At 66.5% G+C, this 16,192-nt stretch carries 12 protein-coding genes; 7 read left to right on the plus strand and 5 right to left on the minus strand.

Annotated features, from left to right (window positions below; all coding sequences use genetic code 11):
• Nucleotides 1–312: 312 nt before the first annotated feature.
• Nucleotides 313–1,371, minus strand: a complete 1,059-nt coding sequence (locus QRT08_RS15250) for an isocitrate/isopropylmalate dehydrogenase family protein (RefSeq protein WP_286046828.1) — start codon at nt 1,369–1,371, stop codon at nt 313–315.
• A 495-nt stretch (nt 1,372–1,866) separates the two neighbouring features.
• On the opposite strand from QRT08_RS15250, the gene QRT08_RS15255 reads away from it, so the two are divergent.
• Nucleotides 1,867–3,141: a beta propeller repeat protein gene (locus tag QRT08_RS15255; protein ID WP_286046829.1), complete on the plus strand. Its 1,275-nt coding sequence runs from the start codon at nt 1,867–1,869 to the stop codon at nt 3,139–3,141.
• Nucleotides 3,142–3,592: 451 nt separating this feature from the next.
• Here QRT08_RS15255 and QRT08_RS15260 read toward each other — a convergent pair whose 3' ends face one another.
• Nucleotides 3,593–4,600 (minus strand): halocyanin domain-containing protein, encoded by a 1,008-nt coding sequence (locus tag QRT08_RS15260; protein WP_286046830.1) that lies wholly within the window; start codon nt 4,598–4,600, stop codon nt 3,593–3,595.
• A gap of 116 nt (nt 4,601–4,716) precedes the next feature.
• Here QRT08_RS15260 and nirK point away from each other — a divergent pair, with 116 nt between their 5' ends.
• The 3 genes from nirK to QRT08_RS15275 all read left to right on the plus strand — a co-directional run bounded on the left by nirK (nt 4,717) and on the right by QRT08_RS15275 (nt 7,978).
• Nucleotides 4,717–5,796, plus strand: a complete 1,080-nt coding sequence (gene nirK, locus QRT08_RS15265; RefSeq protein WP_286046831.1) for a copper-containing nitrite reductase — start codon at nt 4,717–4,719, stop codon at nt 5,794–5,796.
• Between the two features lie 298 nt (nt 5,797–6,094).
• On the plus strand, nt 6,095–6,757 hold the full coding sequence (locus QRT08_RS15270; protein ID WP_286046832.1) for a twin-arginine translocation signal domain-containing protein: 663 nt from the start codon (nt 6,095–6,097) through the stop codon (nt 6,755–6,757).
• Between the two features lie 3 nt (nt 6,758–6,760).
• Nucleotides 6,761–7,978 (plus strand): hypothetical protein, encoded by a 1,218-nt coding sequence (locus tag QRT08_RS15275; RefSeq protein WP_286046833.1) that lies wholly within the window; start codon nt 6,761–6,763, stop codon nt 7,976–7,978.
• A gap of 262 nt (nt 7,979–8,240) precedes the next feature.
• On the opposite strand, the gene QRT08_RS15280 is transcribed toward QRT08_RS15275, so the two are convergent.
• Both QRT08_RS15280 and QRT08_RS15285 read right to left on the minus strand, forming a co-directional pair.
• Complete coding sequence (locus tag QRT08_RS15280) at nt 8,241–8,534, minus strand: hypothetical protein (RefSeq protein ID WP_286046834.1); 294 nt, start codon at nt 8,532–8,534, stop codon at nt 8,241–8,243.
• Entirely contained in the window at nt 8,531–9,199 is a 669-nt protein-coding gene (locus QRT08_RS15285; RefSeq protein WP_286046835.1) for a M99 family carboxypeptidase catalytic domain-containing protein, read from the minus strand. Before QRT08_RS15285 ends, QRT08_RS15280 begins: the two co-directional genes overlap by 4 nt.
• 432 nt (nt 9,200–9,631) lie before the next feature.
• Here QRT08_RS15285 and QRT08_RS15290 point away from each other — a divergent pair, with 432 nt between their 5' ends.
• A complete protein-coding gene (locus QRT08_RS15290; protein ID WP_286046836.1) occupies nt 9,632–10,618 on the plus strand; it encodes a PLP-dependent cysteine synthase family protein in 987 nt (328 codons plus the stop codon).
• Between the two features lie 1,227 nt (nt 10,619–11,845).
• The gene (locus tag QRT08_RS15295) at nt 11,846–13,009 is read left to right on the plus strand and encodes an NAD(P)/FAD-dependent oxidoreductase (RefSeq protein ID WP_286046837.1); all 1,164 of its coding nucleotides are present in this window, start codon (nt 11,846–11,848) and stop codon (nt 13,007–13,009) included.
• A 119-nt stretch (nt 13,010–13,128) separates the two neighbouring features.
• Here QRT08_RS15295 and QRT08_RS15300 read toward each other — a convergent pair whose 3' ends face one another.
• Nucleotides 13,129–14,259: an arginase family protein gene (locus QRT08_RS15300; RefSeq protein WP_286046838.1), complete on the minus strand. Its 1,131-nt coding sequence runs from the start codon at nt 14,257–14,259 to the stop codon at nt 13,129–13,131.
• Nucleotides 14,260–14,424: 165 nt separating this feature from the next.
• Here QRT08_RS15300 and QRT08_RS15305 point away from each other — a divergent pair, with 165 nt between their 5' ends.
• Entirely contained in the window at nt 14,425–16,095 is a 1,671-nt protein-coding gene (locus QRT08_RS15305) for a thiamine pyrophosphate-requiring protein (RefSeq protein ID WP_286046839.1), read from the plus strand.
• Nucleotides 16,096–16,192: the final 97 nt, after the last annotated feature.

A 16,192-nucleotide genomic window follows, 5' to 3' on the forward strand; every position in this document is an offset into this window, starting at 1 on the left:
TATCCTCCTATACATGTGATGACACATAGCACGAAAAACCCTCTGAAAACCACTAGACCTATCCAAAATCGGGATATCGAGATCGCCGTAGTATCGGTTAGGAGGGTAGTGATGAACCGTAGCGTCGGACATGATAGCTGAAGGATGTACGAGTCCCACTGACTGGTTCTCCCGTCAGCACGATCGAGGCTGAACTGTTCGCCCGCTCCCGGCTTCGACCGGCGTCGAACGGATCTCGCCCGACCGGGACCTGCGGCCGGGTCGGATTCCCGACCCCGATCCAGCGAAAGCCACTGGAGAAGGCACCCCGGGTCACTCGATCCGCGTCCGGAGGTCGTTCACGACCGCCTCGGTTCCCGAGTCGCCGCCGATGTCGGGGGTGCGCGGGGCACCGGGATCCGCGAGCTGGTCCGCCACCGCGTCGTGCAGCGCCTGCGCGAGCGCCCCCTCGTCGAGGTGCTCCCAGAGGAGTTCCCACGAGAGGACGGTCCCGATCGGGTTCGCGACTCCCTCGCCGGTGATGTCGAAGGCGCTTCCATGGACTGGTTCGAACATCGAGGGGTGGGTTCGGGTCGGGTCGACGTTTGACGACGGAGCCAGTCCCAGACTCCCCACGATACCCGCGCCGAGATCGGTGAGGACGTCGCCGAAGAGGTTCGAGGCGACGATGACGTCGAACTCGTCGGGGCGCCTGACGAAGTCCATCGAGGCGGCGTCCACGAGCAGCCGTTCGACCTCGACGTCGGGGTACTCCTCACCGACCTCGGTCACGATATCGTCCCAGAAGACCATTCCATGAGCCTGGGCGTTGGACTTCGTGATGCTCGTGAGTTTCCCGTCGCGCTCGGTCGCGGCCTCGAACGCCGCGCGAACGATCGTCTCGGTCCCCTCGCGGGTGAACAGCGCGCTCTGGACCGCGACCTCGTTGTCGAACCCCGCGTACTCCCGGCCGCCGAGGTCGGCGTACTCGCCCTCGGTGTTCTGTCGGTAGACGACGAAGTCGATGTCGCCGCCGGCGTACTCCCGCAGCGGGCTGGTGATCCCCTCGAACAGATACGAGGGCCGCTTGCAGACGTGCTGTTTGAACCCCTTCGTGATCTCCAGGCGAAGGCCGTGCAGGGTCACGTGGTCGGGGACGTCGGGGTGACCCACGGCACCGAGGAAGATCGCGTCGTACCCCCGGAGTCGGTCGAGGGCGTCCGCGGGCATCATCGCGCCATCCGAGAGGTATCGCTCGGAGCCCCAGTCGTACCGGGTGGTCGAGATCGACACGTCGTGGGCGTCGGCGGCCTCCTCGACGAGCGGCATCGCGTGATCGACGACCTCGGGGCCGATGCCGTCCCCCGGAACGACCGCTATATCGTAGCTCATCGGCGGGGAGACGTGTCCCGGTCCCATAACGGGGTCGGTCACGGGATCCGAGCAGGATCGAGACGACGACCGGCCGGAACATCGACGCGGTGGCGAGGCGATCACCGACGACCGACCGCACGCGGGACGGGTCGACTCGCGCGCTCGTTCGCCGGGTTCCGACGCGTTCGCGCCCCATCACGAACGATTCGGATCGCTTCCATCACCCCGATCGGTGACGTCCTTCGGCCTTCTCGCGGCGATCGAAGGGCCTCGACGCATCCGACTGGCTGGGTAGTTGGTTCACACGGAGTTCGGAGCGGGAGGTGCCGGCCGGGATCGATTCGGTCGGGCGCCAGTTCGATCCGGTTTCCCGGTCCGAGGGGTGCGGGAGCCGATAGCCTTCCCCGAGATTCGGTGTAGAGGGCGCGTCCGCTACCGTGCGATGCCGGCTGGACGGGCCCCGTTACGGGATTGACCGATAGCCCTATTAGCGCAGAACATATCATATTTATTATGGATAGGAGACGGTTTCTCGGATTGACGGCGGGAACGGGCATCGCGCTCGCGGGCTGTACGGCAGACGAGGGGGTAGAGGGCGTGAAGCCCGCCGAGAACGACACGGACGCCGAGGGAGAGCCACCGGCGGACGATTCCGAGGGGAAGAAACCGGAGCCGGAGGGCGGCGACGGCCATCCGTACACGCACTACGACCTCGATGTTCGCGACGAGCGACCGGGGGGCCACCCCGTCTGGATCGATCGGAACGGGCGCATCTACGGGCGCAGCGGCCCTCGCGTGCTGGTCAGCGACGACTGGTGGGAGACGACCGAGACGCTGTACTCCTTCGAGGAGGAGGGGACCAAAGAGGAGTACGTCCAGATGGTCGTCGTCCCCGACAGCGGGCGCGTGATCGCCGCGACCGGTGGTCGGGGTACGGTCGGCGGAAAGATCCACCTGATCGACGAGGATTTCGAGGGCTCCGAGGCGCTCTACCAGTTCGAGTACGGCCGGATGTCGAACGAGTTCGGCCACGCCGTCCACGAGGACATCGTCGTCATCTCAACGTACGGGCTCTCGGACTTCGACGCGAACAGGCACGCCAACGAGGTGATCCTCTCGACCGATGGCGGGCGATCGTTCGAACTCGTCCTCGAACCCGAACTGGTCACCGAGGACGCGGCGAACCACCACGTCCACGACGTGGAGTACGACCCCTACGCCGAGCGTATCTGGGTCGCCGTCGGCGATCACGGCAACTCGCAGATCTACTGGAGCGACGATCTGGGCGACTCGTGGGAGGAACTCGACGAGCGGGGTCGCGTGACGATGATCACACAGATCGCCGCCTTCGAGAACTGCGTCGCCTTCGGCACCGACGGCGTCCCGGAGGGGATCATCCGCTGGGAACGGAAGGGGCCGGACGACGCCCCGAACGGCGTCGGCGACCTCGTCCGTCCGCACGTCGAGATCGTGACCGATCCCGACGACGACGTCATGGAACTGTACGCCCGGCGGCGCTGGCACGTCCGCGAGGACGACGGACGCGAGCTGTGTCTCATGCCGTTTGGCTACTCGACCATGCACGAGACCGCGGCGGATTCGGTCGTGCTCGCGAGCGTCGACGGCGACGAGTGGTACGAACTCCACCGAACCGAGACCCGAGAGATCCTGCTGTCGAACGTCATGGGGCCGCTGTCGATGGACGGCGACCGGCGAACGCTCGTCTCAGATAGTTTCCAAGCCGAGGGGTACCAGATCGACGCGACGGTCCCGAAGTTCTGGGACTGAGGCGATACATCGCCGTATCCAGGTCGTTACGCCTCCCCTTCGTCAGCGCCCCAGCGGCCGTGGGTGGCTGGCGCAGTCGGAGTACCGTGCATCCGGGTTCTCGGGGCACGTCGTCGATGGCCGGTCGGCACCCGTCGAGTCAGGAACGCCTTCGCACGGAGCGGGCAGTCGACCATCGTGAGACGACCCTCGCCGCAGAATATCGTCACCCTTCTGATCATTGGCTCCCAGCGGGGGAGTCGATTCCCCTCGCTGGCGTCGCGGGCGGTGGACGCCGCGATTGGCCGGTCGGAATCGGATTGTGGTCCTACGAGCGGGAGTCCGTTCGTCGGATCGATACTCATACCGTCGGTCATACCGCCGTGAATCGCCAGGAGCCACGACGGGCGGGACTCGTGCCCGTGCCCGTCTAACTATGCCACTGCAGGCCAGACTCCCACGACCGACAGTATCAATCGCGACGGTCGTCCTCGCGACGGCCGCGGGCCCACAGGAACGCCCCGAACGCCAGGGGCGAGAGGAGCGCGGCGCCGAGGCTTCCGAGCACCGTGAGGTGTGTGGTCGTCACGTCGTAGACCCCCTCGAGGGCGTCACCCACGACGACCGCACCCTTCATCCCGGCGGCCTCGTGGGGCTCGCACGCGTATTTGCTGATCCCCACGCCGTCGAAGACGAGACCGTACTCGCCTCTCGACTGCTCCGGGCTGGCATAACTCCCGTCGGCGGCCGCGAACCAGTGCGGACCGTCCTCGCCGACCCACTCCCAGACGACTCGCGTCCCCGGGTCGACGTTGATGGCGGGCGGGGAGAGCGCGAATCCGCCGCCGTTTCCGTCCACACCGACCCGGATTCGCACCTCCTCGCGGCCGCGCATGTCGACCGTCCCCTCGAAGTTGTCGACGTCGTCGAACCAGTCGCCGTAGTCGGGCTCGCGCGCGACGTACTCGTACTCAGCGTCCGGCTCCGAGGTCGGTGCGGGCGTCGCGACGGCGACGTCGCCGACGACGACCGCGCCTTTCATCCCCATCGGCTCGTGGGGAGCGCACACGTATCTGGAGACGCCCGCCGTCTCGAAGGCGTGCTCGAACGTCGTACCCGCATCCCCGACCATGTCGCTCTCGTAGGCGCCGTCCTCGTCGACGACGTTGTGCGCGCCGCCCTCGCCGGTCCACTCCCAGACGACGGTCGTGCCGGGATCGACGCGGACGGCCGCCGGGCCGAAGGCGAACCCGCCGCCGTTGCCCTCGGCTCCCACGGCGACCGTGACGCGTGCCGCCCCGCGCTCGTCGACGATCCCCGCGTAGTTCGAGACGTCGGCGAACCAGTCGGTGAGGTCGACCGCCTCCTGTGCGCTGACCGGACGCGCGGTGCCAAGAGTCGCTCCACCGACCGAGAGGGCTGCTGCCGTCGTCAGGAATCGTCGGCGGCCGACGTTCGGGCAGGGTTCGATCGTACTCATATGTATCCCTACCGGAGAGGAAGGCATAACCCCCGAACCTGATTCTCGGGCGATGGGAATCGTGACTTCGATATATAGTATCTCAACGGATATGTCCAACTGGAGACGAACCACTCATGACGACCACTATGACGCGGCGGCAGGTGCTCCAGACGACCGGTGTCGTCGGGACGGCGGCGTTGGCCGGCTGTACCGTCGGCGCCCCCCCGACCAACGACGTGCGGGCGAAGCAGATGCTGGCCGAGGAGAGCCTCGGTGCGGCTCACCCCGTCGACGTCGACCGGATCGCGGCCGATCCCCGGGCGATCCCGAAACCCATCACTCGGACGTCGCCGGAGACGGTCGAGGTCGAACTGGAGACGGTCGAACTGGTCGCGGAGGTCGAACCCGGCGTCACGTTCACGTACATGACGTTCAACGGGCAGGTCCCGGGCCCGTTCATCCGCACCCGCGTGGGGGATACGGTGGATCTCACCATCCGCAACAACGAGGACAGCGCGATGGCCCACAACGTGGACTTCCACGCGACCCGCGGCCCGGGCGGCGGCGCGGAGGCGACGACCGTCGCCCCCGGCGAGGAGAAACACCTGCGGTTCAAGGTGACCTACCCCGGCGCGTTCGTCTACCACTGTGCGGTCGCGAACGTCGACTACCACATCTCGGCGGGAATGTTCGGCCTCATCCTCGTCGAACCCGAGGAGGGACTACCCGAGGTGGACCACGAGTTCTACATCGGCCAGCACGAACTCTACACGAACGGGACGACCGGCCAGGAGGGCCACCACGAGTTCGACTTCGACCGCATGGCGATGGAGGACCCGACGTACGTCCTGATGAACGGCGAGAAGCACGCGATCTCGCCCGGCAAATACGCCGAGATGACCGTGAAGACGGGCGAGACCGCCCGGGTCTTCTACGCGGTCGGCGGGCCGAACCTGCTGAGCAGCCTCCACCCGATCGGCAGCGTCTTCGACGAGGTCTGGGAGCAGGGCGCGCTGGCGAGCGAACCGATGCGCTACGTCCAGACGACGCCCGTGCTCCCGGGAAGCGCGTGTGTCGCGACGATGTCGTTCCCGGTTCCGGGGGACTTCAAGCTCGTCGACCACGCGCTGTCGCGGGTCGCTCGCAAGGGGGCGCTCGCGGTCATCACCGCGGAGGGGCCGGAGAACCCCGAGATATTCGAGCCGGTCGACTAGCGGATTCGGCCGGATTCGTCACGACGCGGTCCGTCCGACCACCGTTCTCCGTGTTCGCCAGCGGGAGCGACGAATGGCGGCCACGGGTAGGATGATGGAAATTCCGATCGGTGGGCTGCCGCGGATACGGAAGCGGCCAGCCGGGCCCACGATGCACGGAGGACGCAGGCGCGTCGACGAACGCCCGGTCGTCCATCGTCGGAACCGCGCCGCCGGACTTACCGTCGCGTAATTAATCCAGTAACTTATTAGTTAGATTAAATATATACGGAGAAACGGGTTTTCATCCATGTAGACGATGGTTGAACGAACGACTACGGACGAAGCGGAACTGCAGAGCAACTGGACGCGACGGACGTTCGTCGCGGCCCTCGGCGCGACCGGTATCGCCGCCGCAACGGGCAGCGCACAGGCCAGCGACGGCGACGTCGTCGCCGAGGTCGAGGAGACGAGCGACGGGAGCGTCGACCTCCGGGCGTTCGACGAGGTGCTCGGCCGCCTCGAGCGCGCCGCCGACGCCCTCGAGTTCCCCGCCCGGCGGATCGGTGCGACGCCACGGGGCGAACAGCACGGTGCGACCCACTGGGGGATCCACTTCGAGACGGAGAAGGCGATCCACCTCGGCGAGGCGACCGTCGACGCCGACGAATCGGGCACGTTCAGGGCGGTCGTCGGGCGCTACGACGGCGACAGCCACTTCGCCCCGGTCCACGAACGCGACGTCAGCGTCGATGCGGGGCTCAACACGATCGACCTCGACATGGCCCTCGAACCCGGCGAGTACCTCCTGACGCGCGACGGGAGCTTCCCGCTGCGCCGCGCCGCGTGGTCGGGCTGGGAGAGCCAGAGCCGCGACGGCCTCGAACTCAAGGGCGGCGCGAACCCGAACTACGCGGACAACCGCTACTGGTACTACTACTTCGACCTGAACGTCGCCGCACACGAAGACGCCCACCTCTGAACGATGACCCAGTACTTCACCAACGAACGCGTCCTCGAGTGCCTCGAGGGCCGCGAGATCGGCGGCGGCGTCGGCCACCGCGCCGACGTCGGCCTCGCCGACGCCGACGTGATCGTCGAGAGCCGCTCGGAGTTCTTCGCCGCCCTCGGGTCGTCGGCCGACGTGATCGGGATCCCCGGCAACGCTCGGATCGACCTCTCGGGTCGTGACTTCACCATCCGGGGACAGACGATCGTCTCGGATCGCGGCGTCGACGGCTCGACGGGCGCGCTGCTGTACACCACCGACCACGGGAAGGACAGCCCCGCGTGGGACGGCGGCTCCTCGGGCCGGGGCGTCATCACGATGCGCGGCGGGTCGCGCATCAGCGGCGTCCGATTCCGGGGGCCGTACCACGACCACTACGACGACCCCGAGTACCCGGGCTACATCCCGCTCGACAGCGGTACCGCGAGCGAGCGACGGCGCAAGCGCGAGCGGCGGTACGCCCGCGGGATGCGGATCCTGCACGACGACGTCGAGGTCGACAACTGCGAGCTCTACGGCTGGCCGAACCAGGCGATGGCGATCGGCGCGTCCTCGACGGCCGTCTCGCCGCACGTCCACCACGTCTACGGCCACGACTGCATGATGGTTGGAGCGGGCTACGTCGTCGACGTGTTCAACGGCCACCCGACGATCGAGCTGAGCTACTTCAACGCGACGCGCCACTCGGTCAACGGCTTCGGCTTCCCGACCTGTGGCTACACGCTCGAGGACTGCGTGTTCGGCCCCTCGACCTACAGCCACGCCGTCGACATGCACTGTCTGGCGGAGAACGGCTACAGCGGCGACCTCACCGCCGGGGGCCGCGTCGAGGTCCGCCGGTGTACGTTCGCGTTCACGCACTCGATCCGGGGCACCAACTGCCAGGCCATCGCGTTCCGGGGGTATCCCGACGACCGGTACGTCACCGACGACAACCGGTTCCTCCACGCCGTCGACGGGAGCTTCGAGAACCCCGCGAACACGGGCCGCCAGCCCGTGCCCTACAGGCAGGTCAACGTCGGCAGCGGCTGGCACGGCTGGTACGCCTCGGGCAATCAGTACGGCGTCGGCGAACGCCACCGCTCGGGGATCGGCGCGCCGATCAACCTCGACGACCCGATGGACGGCAAACCGCTCGTCGACGAGGAACGTCGACGGGCGCTGCGGGCCGCGCTCACGACGCTCGAGTCGTAAGGATCGGCGCCCGAGTACGGTACGTCACGCGGTAGGACACTCCCGAGGAGCGTGGTTGCTGTTTTCGTATCTAGTAGCGATCCCGTCTCGAACGAAAGCGACTCCGTGCGAGCGCGACCGGACGGCCGGTAGCGGATGCTAACGCTGGCGTCGGAGTGCGGTTCACGATATACACACGTAGTTCGTCTGGAACCTGACCGAACGTCCGCGGATCGACGACGACGACCGACATCCGCTTCGCTTTCGATCCGGCTGTACGCGATCAGGCGTCGTCCCGCCGGCGGAGCGCGCGATACCCGATTCCGACGACGACCGAAATCCCGTAGCAGACGACGACGAAGGGGAGCCAGTAGAGCCGGAAGCCGAAATTCCTGACCACCGGGAGGACGTCGCCGACGACGGTCATGGCGACGAAGACCGTGTAGCCGGGCAGCGCGAGCGGAGAGAAGAGCCGCGTGTCGACGACGCCGATCGCGAGCGGAAAGATCAGCAGCGCGAAACTGATCCAGACGGGCGGGGCGACGAGACGGTCGACGGGAACGCGCGTTCCGTTCATGCGATCCGTCGGATACCGTGGCGCTCGAGAAGCAGTTCGGTTATCGCGGTGGTCCACCGGAGTTGCGTCTCGAGATCGAGCAGGAACTCCGTCAGTTCGGCGAGGAAGCCCGCGACGCCCAACTCGAGGTGGACCTTCTGGACGAGGAGTCCGGAGTCCCGGTCGTCGTCCTGGACGTTCCCCATGGCGAACCGGTGAAAGCGCATCGTCGAGGGAACGTAGCGGTCGTTCATGGCGTCGATGACGTGTTCCGCGTCCTCGACCGCCCCGCCCGCTCGTGTCGGGAAGATCGCCTGGCCCACCCATCGAGGGTGCGTCTCGAACAGGCCGCGGGACCGATGGAGGTCGATGACGACGTCAGGGTCGGCGTCCTCGACGACGCCCCAGATCGCACGAGCGAGGTCGGTCTCGAGGTCCCGTCCGCCGGGGAACTGCCGATTGAGATCGCCGCCAGGCCCTTCGCGGGCGTTTCGCTCGATGGCGACGATATTGGCGAGCGGAACGACGACCAATCGGCCCGCGTCGATCCCCCAGTCGGTGGCGGCGGCCGCGACCCGATAGCCGTTGATCTCGTTGCCGTGCATCCCGCCGATGAGTACCGCCGTCGGCCCCTCCGCCGACCCGTCGACCTCGTAGACCCCGGTCTCACGGTCGGTTCCCGCCATGAGCGTCTCGGCGAGTCGATCGCGATTCAGCGCGTCTCTGGCGCGTGCAACTGAGCGGTTCGGTGAGTGTTGGAGCGATCGTATCGCCGCTCCGCCCGCGATCAGTGACCCGGCCACGAGGGTACCGCCGGAAGCGAGCACGGACCGTCGTCTCATTAGCGACGGTAGGCGGATGAGTCAGATAAGGTTCGCCATCATGGACGCGTGCTCGGAGCCGGTAGCCAGACAGCCGATACGGAGGGGACGACGATCGAAGCAAGGCGAGGAGGTGTGACGGTCGCGGCGGGGTGATCAACTCGCGGATGAGCCCCAGCACCATAACGGTGGGCCATCATCGTGTGGCTTCCAGTCTCGTCTGCTCTACTCTAATTTATATATTTTCAGATATAGTAATATGAAAGTTGATAAATGACGTTGTAGATATCGTCATCAATGGGGCAACCGGTAACCGACTCCACCGACCGTGATCGGGTTATAGAGGCTCCGACTATCGAACCGTACCCCGAGTGTGAGGACCCGATCCTGGGACGGACGGGTGGGACGCCGGTCATCGAACACGGTGGACGGCAGGCCGGTCGGACGTACTGCAAGCTGGAGTACGAGAACCCGACCGGGTCGATGAAGGATCGCGTCGCGCTGGGGATGATCTCGAAGATGCGGGCGGACGGCGAGATCGATGGCGAGGGGCCGGTGATCGAGGCGAGTTCGGGCAACACGGGGGGCGCCGTGGCGCTCGTGTGTGCGAGGCTGGGACTGGACTGTCACATCACCTTTCCGGAGGGGACGAGCGGGCAGAAATCCGGCTACATGGAGGCCTACGGGGCGACCACGACGGCGTGTCCGGACGTCGCGTCCGATCACGAGGACTACTACGCCCGGCAGGCCCGACGGATCGCCGACGAGGAGGGCGGGACCTTCCTCAACCAGTATGAAAACGAGTTGAATCCAGAGGTTCACTACGAGTGGACCGGCGAGGAGGTCGTCCAGCAACTCGACGGGGACGTGACCCACATCGTCTCGCCGATGGGGACGGGCGGGACGCTCTCGGGGATCGCTCGTCGCGTGAAGGAGGAGTACCCCGAGGTGCAGGTCGTCGGCGTCGACGGCGTGAAGTCGAACATCTGGACGTCCTTTCACGGCGAGGACCCGGTCGAGTACGACGTCGCCGTCGAGGGGCTCGGGAAGGGAGAACGGCTCCCGACGATGTGGTTCGACTACATCGACGACGTGCGGACGGTGGCCGACGAGGCGGCCTTCGAACGCGCGCGCTCCGAGGCGCGAAACGGGTTCCTCATCGGGCCGAGTTCCGCCGCGGCGCTCGAGATCGCCGACGAATACAGCGAAGCCCCGGAGAACGTGGTGTTGACGATCGTCTGCGATAACGGGGATCAGTACTTCGACGTCATCAACGAGGGCTGATGGGGAGTATCACAGCCAGTCAGAGACACGCGCGTCTCGACGGGGTCCGGTGTTCGAGTCAGAGAGAGAACCCTCTGAACTCCTACGATACTCCCAGCGAGTAACGGCCGGTGACGCCGACCAGCCCCGGGCGTCTCTCGCGCTCGCGCCGAGAGGAACGGCGACCTGCTACTCGTCCATTTCGGCCCCACAGACGCTACAGAAGTCCGCTTGCCATGGAACCGTCACACGGACTTCGCGACGCTCACCACACTGTGGACAGTACATCTCCGTACCCGTCTTGCACCCCTGCATCCACCCGGATCCGTCTACCCTCTCCGGGTCCAAAACCCCATTGAACGGACGACAGAGATATCGGCGAATCGAGTATGTTCCATCGCGTGTGTTATAGCTGGTCGTGGTATGCAAGCACAAGACACTGGGTGATAGACCACCCTCGCCCTACTGGACGTCGGAATCCGTCCACCGGCACGAGGAACACGTCGAAAGGAGGTGATCAACCCCATACCCGTCGTACAGAAATTCCGTCCACCCACTCCAGAGCCAAACTGCGTCGCTTCACCCCCTCGTAGTTGATTGTAGCTTCCGTGTGTGGAGATCGCAGTGACCGGGGTTCGGTCCTGGCCCCGGTCTCGTTTCCGTCCCGGCATCGATGACTCGGCGTATAATCGCCACCTGAACGTCCATCCACCGAGTGCTATCGGCGCGATCAGTGAAACAGCCTACGAGGACGGGAACGGAACTGCCGTTGGCCCACCCTTCACGGTGCACTGACTGAGCGACGCTACCTCAGTTCTCCTCGGTCCCAGTCGGGCCGGGTTCGAGCGGAACGGTCGCATCGTTACTGATGACTGGTGTAGTTCACTCACAGACCGAGGCCGTTCCAGCCTCGCGACGAGGAGGAGACCACGGCCGAACCGGTTCGGCGGAACAACCTCTATCCCTGCGGTCGAACGGTCCTTGGGGCTCTGTCAGAGGCACCCGATCCGTCCTTCGGACGCTCCCTCTCGAAGCGGTGTATAGAACGACGGGACGACCGACGAAACGGGCGTGGCTGTTTCCCCCGTCTCGCCGCTTAGAATATCGTGCGTCTCGGTGACGGGCAGTTCCGTGTCATCGACGGATCCACGCGAATTCGTGCCGACGGTTCGCTATTCCCACAGAATAGACGGTGCCGAGCGATCCGTAGCGTTTTGTGCTCACTCTCCAAGTGTCCGAGTAGCACCCATGTCGACTGCCAACGACCGCGTCGTCGTGGTTGGAGCCGGCGTCTCGGGGCTCGCCATCGCCCGGGAACTCGCGCCCGACCACGACGTCATCGTCCTCGATAAAGGCGGTGTAGCCGCGGACACGTCCTCTCGAGCGTCCGGGATGATCTCGCTCTCGCTCGAACCGTTCCCCGAGGAGTGGGCGTCGTTCGCCCTCTCGCAGTTCCGCGACCTCGACGGACGGGGCGTCTTCTCGTTCACCGAGCGCGAGACGGTCCGGCTCGTTCCCGAGGCGAACGCCGACCTGTACACCGACCGGGCACCCGACGGCGGGGAGTTCCTCACTCGATCCGAACTGAAGCGGCGCCATCCCGATTCGTTCGGCGATCTGTCGGCGTACGGCGGCGGGCTCGTCTACGACGGCACCGGCTCCCTCGACGCGCTCGACTACGCGATGACGCTGAAGTGGGCCGCGGAACGGGCGGGAGCCGGGATCTTCCGCGATCACGAAGTGAGGGACGTTCGAGTCGAGGACGGTGCGGTGGTCGGCGTCGAGACGGAGTACGGTCGTATCGAGGCCGACCACGTCGTCTACGCGACGGGATGGCGGACGCGTGACCTCCTCGACGGGTACGTCGAACTGCCGGTGAGACCGCTCCGGTGGAACGCGGTCGTCATCGAACCCGACGATCCGCTTCCGGACGACTGTCCCATGGGGTCCGAACCGACGATGCGGATGTACTGGCGGCCAACCGATCGTGGGAACGTGCTCGTCGGCGGGAACGAACACCTCCTCAGCGATCCCGAGGGCACGCCGATGGGCGTTCAGCCATCGTTCCGGGAACGCGTGGTCGAGGACGTCGCGCCGCTGCTCGAGGGGGTCGCTGCGGGACGTATCCGCCGCGAGGACTGCTGTCCGACCGCGGACTGCGCCTCGCCCGACGGTCTCCCGATCATCGACGCCCCCGCGGAGGGGCCCGAGGGGCTCGCGGTCGTGACCGGTCTTCACGGCCGGGGCGTCATGCTCTCGCCCGTCACGGGACGCGCCGTTCGGTCGCTGATCACCGGCGAGGACCCGCCCTTTCCGATGGCTCCGTTCCGACTCGATCGCTTCGACGACCGATCCGCCGATTTCGACTATCGAAGCCACTGGGGACCGGGGGGAGACGGTTCCGGACCGTAGCACGCGTCGACCGTCCGTTCGGGGTGTGGTCGCCGAAGGGGTTTCGGGTGAGCGATCCTCTCTTCGAGTGCGCACGCGAGCGGGAGCGAAGGAAAACCCGATACCCTATCGAACGGCCGTCACTCGAGGTTCCAGTAGGTTCGGTGGTGTTCGATCGCATCGGCCAGCCAGGCGTCGACGAGTTCGGTCGGTTCGTCGAACCGGGCGAACGGGTCGTCCAGTCCGAACCGGGCGAGATCGACGCGGCGGTCGAGGACGCCCTCGAACACGTCGAGCGTCGCGAACGAGAGGTGGGACGGCTGGTAGCCCCCCTCCTGGACGAACACGAGGCGGCCATCCGCGCATTCGTCGGCGAGTCGGCGCACGTGTCGGCCGAGCTCGAAGAATCCGTCGCGAGTGACGAGATTGCGTGCGTTCGGATCCGCCGCGCCCGCATCCTGCCCGGCGCTCACGAGAACGAGATCCGGGTTGTACTCTCGAACGACGGGATCGACGATGCGCTCGAAGAGCGCGTCGTAGCCCCGGTCACCCGTCCCGGGAGGGAGTGGAACGTTCACGGTGTAGCCCTCGCCGACGCCTGCACCGACCTCCTCGAGCGATCCCTCCTGCGGGTGGTACTCCGGGTGCCAGGAGCCGTGGTCGGCGTGGGCGCTCACGAAGAGGACGTCGTCGCGGTCGTAGAACGCCTCCTGGGTGCCGTTGCCGTGGTGGACGTCCCAGTCGACGATCGCCACCCTGTCTATGCCGTGTGTGAGTGCTTCTTCGGCGGCGATCGCGGCGTTGTTGAGAAAGCAGAACCCGTCCGCACAGGCCGGCCGGGCGTGATGGCCGCTCGGACGACAGAGCGCGTACGGCACGGTCCTCTCCCCTTCGAGCGCCTCGCGAACCGCGTCGATCGCCGCGCCGGCGGCGACGCGGGAGGCGTCGAACGTGGCCTCGTTCGCGCCGGTCGTCGTGTCCTCGATACGGCCGCCGCCGTCGGCACAAAACGCCTCTAACCAGTCGACGTAGTCCGGTTCGTGTACCCGTTCGATCTCCGAGCGCGTGGCCCGTTCCGGCGATTCGTAGCTGGTGACTTCGGGAAAGGAGTGGCCGAGCATCGCCCTGATGTTTTCGATGCGCTCGCGGCGATCCGGATGCGTCTCCTCGTGGGCGATGATGGGCATCGAGGGGAACTTGAACGTTCCTGCGGGCGGTTCGTGGTCGAGCATGCGGTCGTGCCAATAGACGGAGACGGTGTCGTCGGTCATGGGTCGAGTGTCTGCACCGTGGTATCAGTCAGCTTCGTGGGCGGGTTTATAGATCCCGGTCGTTTGGACCGGAGACCGCTGGTTCAGTCGGTGCCGCCGCGGTGTTCGAGCGCCGTGTCGTCGTCCCCCAAAAGAGCTTTTGCTAGCATGACGGTATCGTAGAGCATGGCTAGTCCGGAAGTCGGCGAACGGGTGATCGAGACGCTCGGGGACGTGGGGATCTCGTACGTGTTCAGCACGTTCGGGACGGACCATCCCCCCCTCATCAAGGGCTTGGCGAAGCACGACGACCCGACGCTGATACTCGCGCCCCACGAGATGCTCGCCGCGAGCGCCGCCCACGGCTACGCCCAGGTCACCAACGAACCGCAGGCGGTCCTCGTCCACGTCGACGTCGGGACGGCCAACCTCGGCGCGAGCGTGCACAACGCGGCGCGCTCGCGGGTTCCCATGTTCATCCTGGCGGGCCGAACGCCCGTGACGACACGGAACGAACAGCCCGGTAGCCGGAGCATCTTCGTCCACTACTACCAGGACGTCTACGATCAACACGGGCTGCTTCGCGAGTACGCGAAGTGGACGTACGAACTCGAAACGGGGGCGAACGTCGGTACCGTCCTCGCTCGCGGCCACGATCTGGCGACCGCCGCGCCGGCCGGTCCCGTCTACCTCACGTTACCTCGGGAAGTTCTGCGACAGGAATGCGAGACGACGGGGCGATCCGTCCCCCGTCGACCGGATCGGGTGACGGCGACCGCCACCACCGGCGCACGCGAAGAACTGCTCGCGTTGCTTCGTGACGCGTCTCACCCGCTGGTCGTCACCTCGTATCTCGGCCGTGACGAGTCGGCGGTCGGGGTGCTCGAGACGTTCGCGGAGACGTGCGGCGTCGGCGTGGTCGAGGCCGCGCCCGCATTCGATCTGAGCTTCGACCGCGAACACCCGCTTCACTTCGGCTTCGTCACCGAGGAGCACCTCGACGAGGCGGACCTCCTGCTCGTGGCGAACTGCGACGTCCCGTGGGTTCCATCACGGAAGACACCCGCCGAGGGCTCGACGGTCGTTCACATCGATCCCGACCCGGAGAAGCCGCAGTACCCGCTGTGGGACTTCGAGGTCGACCACCGACTGCGCGCCGAGCCGAAGGCGGTCTTCGCCGACCTCGCGGCGGCATTCGACGAGACGGGCGTGGCGAGCGAGCGACGGGACCGGTTGGCGGAGGTCGGTCGACGACGACGGGAGGAGGTCCGCTCCGGGGTGGCGGATCCGGCGGACGCCGACCGAATCACGCCGGGATCGCTCTCGGCCGTGCTCGGGGAGGTGCTCGAGGACGACGATATCGTCGTGGACGAAACCGTAACCAACACCGTCGACGTGCTGCGACACCTGACGCGGACGGAACCCGGCAGCTACTACTCGTACTGCAGCAGCGGTCTCGGGTGGGCCGGCGGTGCGTCGCTCGGCATCAAACTCGCCCGGCCGGCATCACGCGTCGTTTCGCTGGTCGGCGACGGCTCGTTCGTGCTCGGCAACCCGGTCGCCGCCCTCCAGACCGCCGCGGCCTACGACCTGCCGTCCCTCACCGTCGTGTACAACAACCGCAGATGGCGAGCCGTCGAAGACGCGATACGGGACCAGTACGGCGAGCCGGGGTTCGACGCCCGGTCGTTCACGGAGTACGCACCCGAATCGAACCTCGCGAGGCTGGCCGAGGTCGTGGGGGGATACGGCGAGCGCGTCGACGATCCCACGGAGCTAGCCGGGGCGATCGAATCCGGCCTCGCGGCGGTCGATGACGGCGATCCGGCGATACTGGACGTTCGAATAACGGAGTGACCGACACTCGCGCGAGCACCGACAGGCCGGACGGACGGGGCCCCCCTCGCTGTTCGAAGATCGCGAGCGTTCGAGCCACTGGCCCGTTCGATACCGA

It is taken from the genome of Halalkalicoccus sp. NIPERK01, from assembly GCF_030287405.1.
In the GTDB taxonomy this organism is placed as follows: domain Archaea; phylum Halobacteriota; class Halobacteria; order Halobacteriales; family Halalkalicoccaceae; genus Halalkalicoccus.

Excerpts from the sequence above, each read along its gene's own strand:
- QRT08_RS15250 (WP_286046828.1), bottom strand. The coding sequence starts at position 1,371 with ATGAGCTACGATATAGCGGTCGTTCCGGGGGACGGCATCGGCCCCGAG.
- QRT08_RS15255 (WP_286046829.1), top strand. The coding sequence starts at position 1,867 with ATGGATAGGAGACGGTTTCTCGGATTGACGGCGGGAACGGGCATCGCG.
- QRT08_RS15260 (WP_286046830.1), bottom strand. The coding sequence starts at position 4,600 with ATGAGTACGATCGAACCCTGCCCGAACGTCGGCCGCCGACGATTCCTG.
- nirK (WP_286046831.1), top strand. The coding sequence starts at position 4,717 with ATGACGACCACTATGACGCGGCGGCAGGTGCTCCAGACGACCGGTGTC.
- QRT08_RS15270 (WP_286046832.1), top strand. The coding sequence starts at position 6,095 with ATGGTTGAACGAACGACTACGGACGAAGCGGAACTGCAGAGCAACTGG.
- QRT08_RS15275 (WP_286046833.1), top strand. The coding sequence starts at position 6,761 with ATGACCCAGTACTTCACCAACGAACGCGTCCTCGAGTGCCTCGAGGGC.
- QRT08_RS15280 (WP_286046834.1), bottom strand. The coding sequence starts at position 8,534 with ATGAACGGAACGCGCGTTCCCGTCGACCGTCTCGTCGCCCCGCCCGTC.
- QRT08_RS15285 (WP_286046835.1), bottom strand. The coding sequence starts at position 9,199 with ATGGCGGGAACCGACCGTGAGACCGGGGTCTACGAGGTCGACGGGTCG.
- QRT08_RS15290 (WP_286046836.1), top strand. The coding sequence starts at position 9,632 with ATGGGGCAACCGGTAACCGACTCCACCGACCGTGATCGGGTTATAGAG.
- QRT08_RS15295 (WP_286046837.1), top strand. The coding sequence starts at position 11,846 with ATGTCGACTGCCAACGACCGCGTCGTCGTGGTTGGAGCCGGCGTCTCG.
- QRT08_RS15300 (WP_286046838.1), bottom strand. The coding sequence starts at position 14,259 with ATGACCGACGACACCGTCTCCGTCTATTGGCACGACCGCATGCTCGAC.
- QRT08_RS15305 (WP_286046839.1), top strand. The coding sequence starts at position 14,425 with ATGGCTAGTCCGGAAGTCGGCGAACGGGTGATCGAGACGCTCGGGGAC.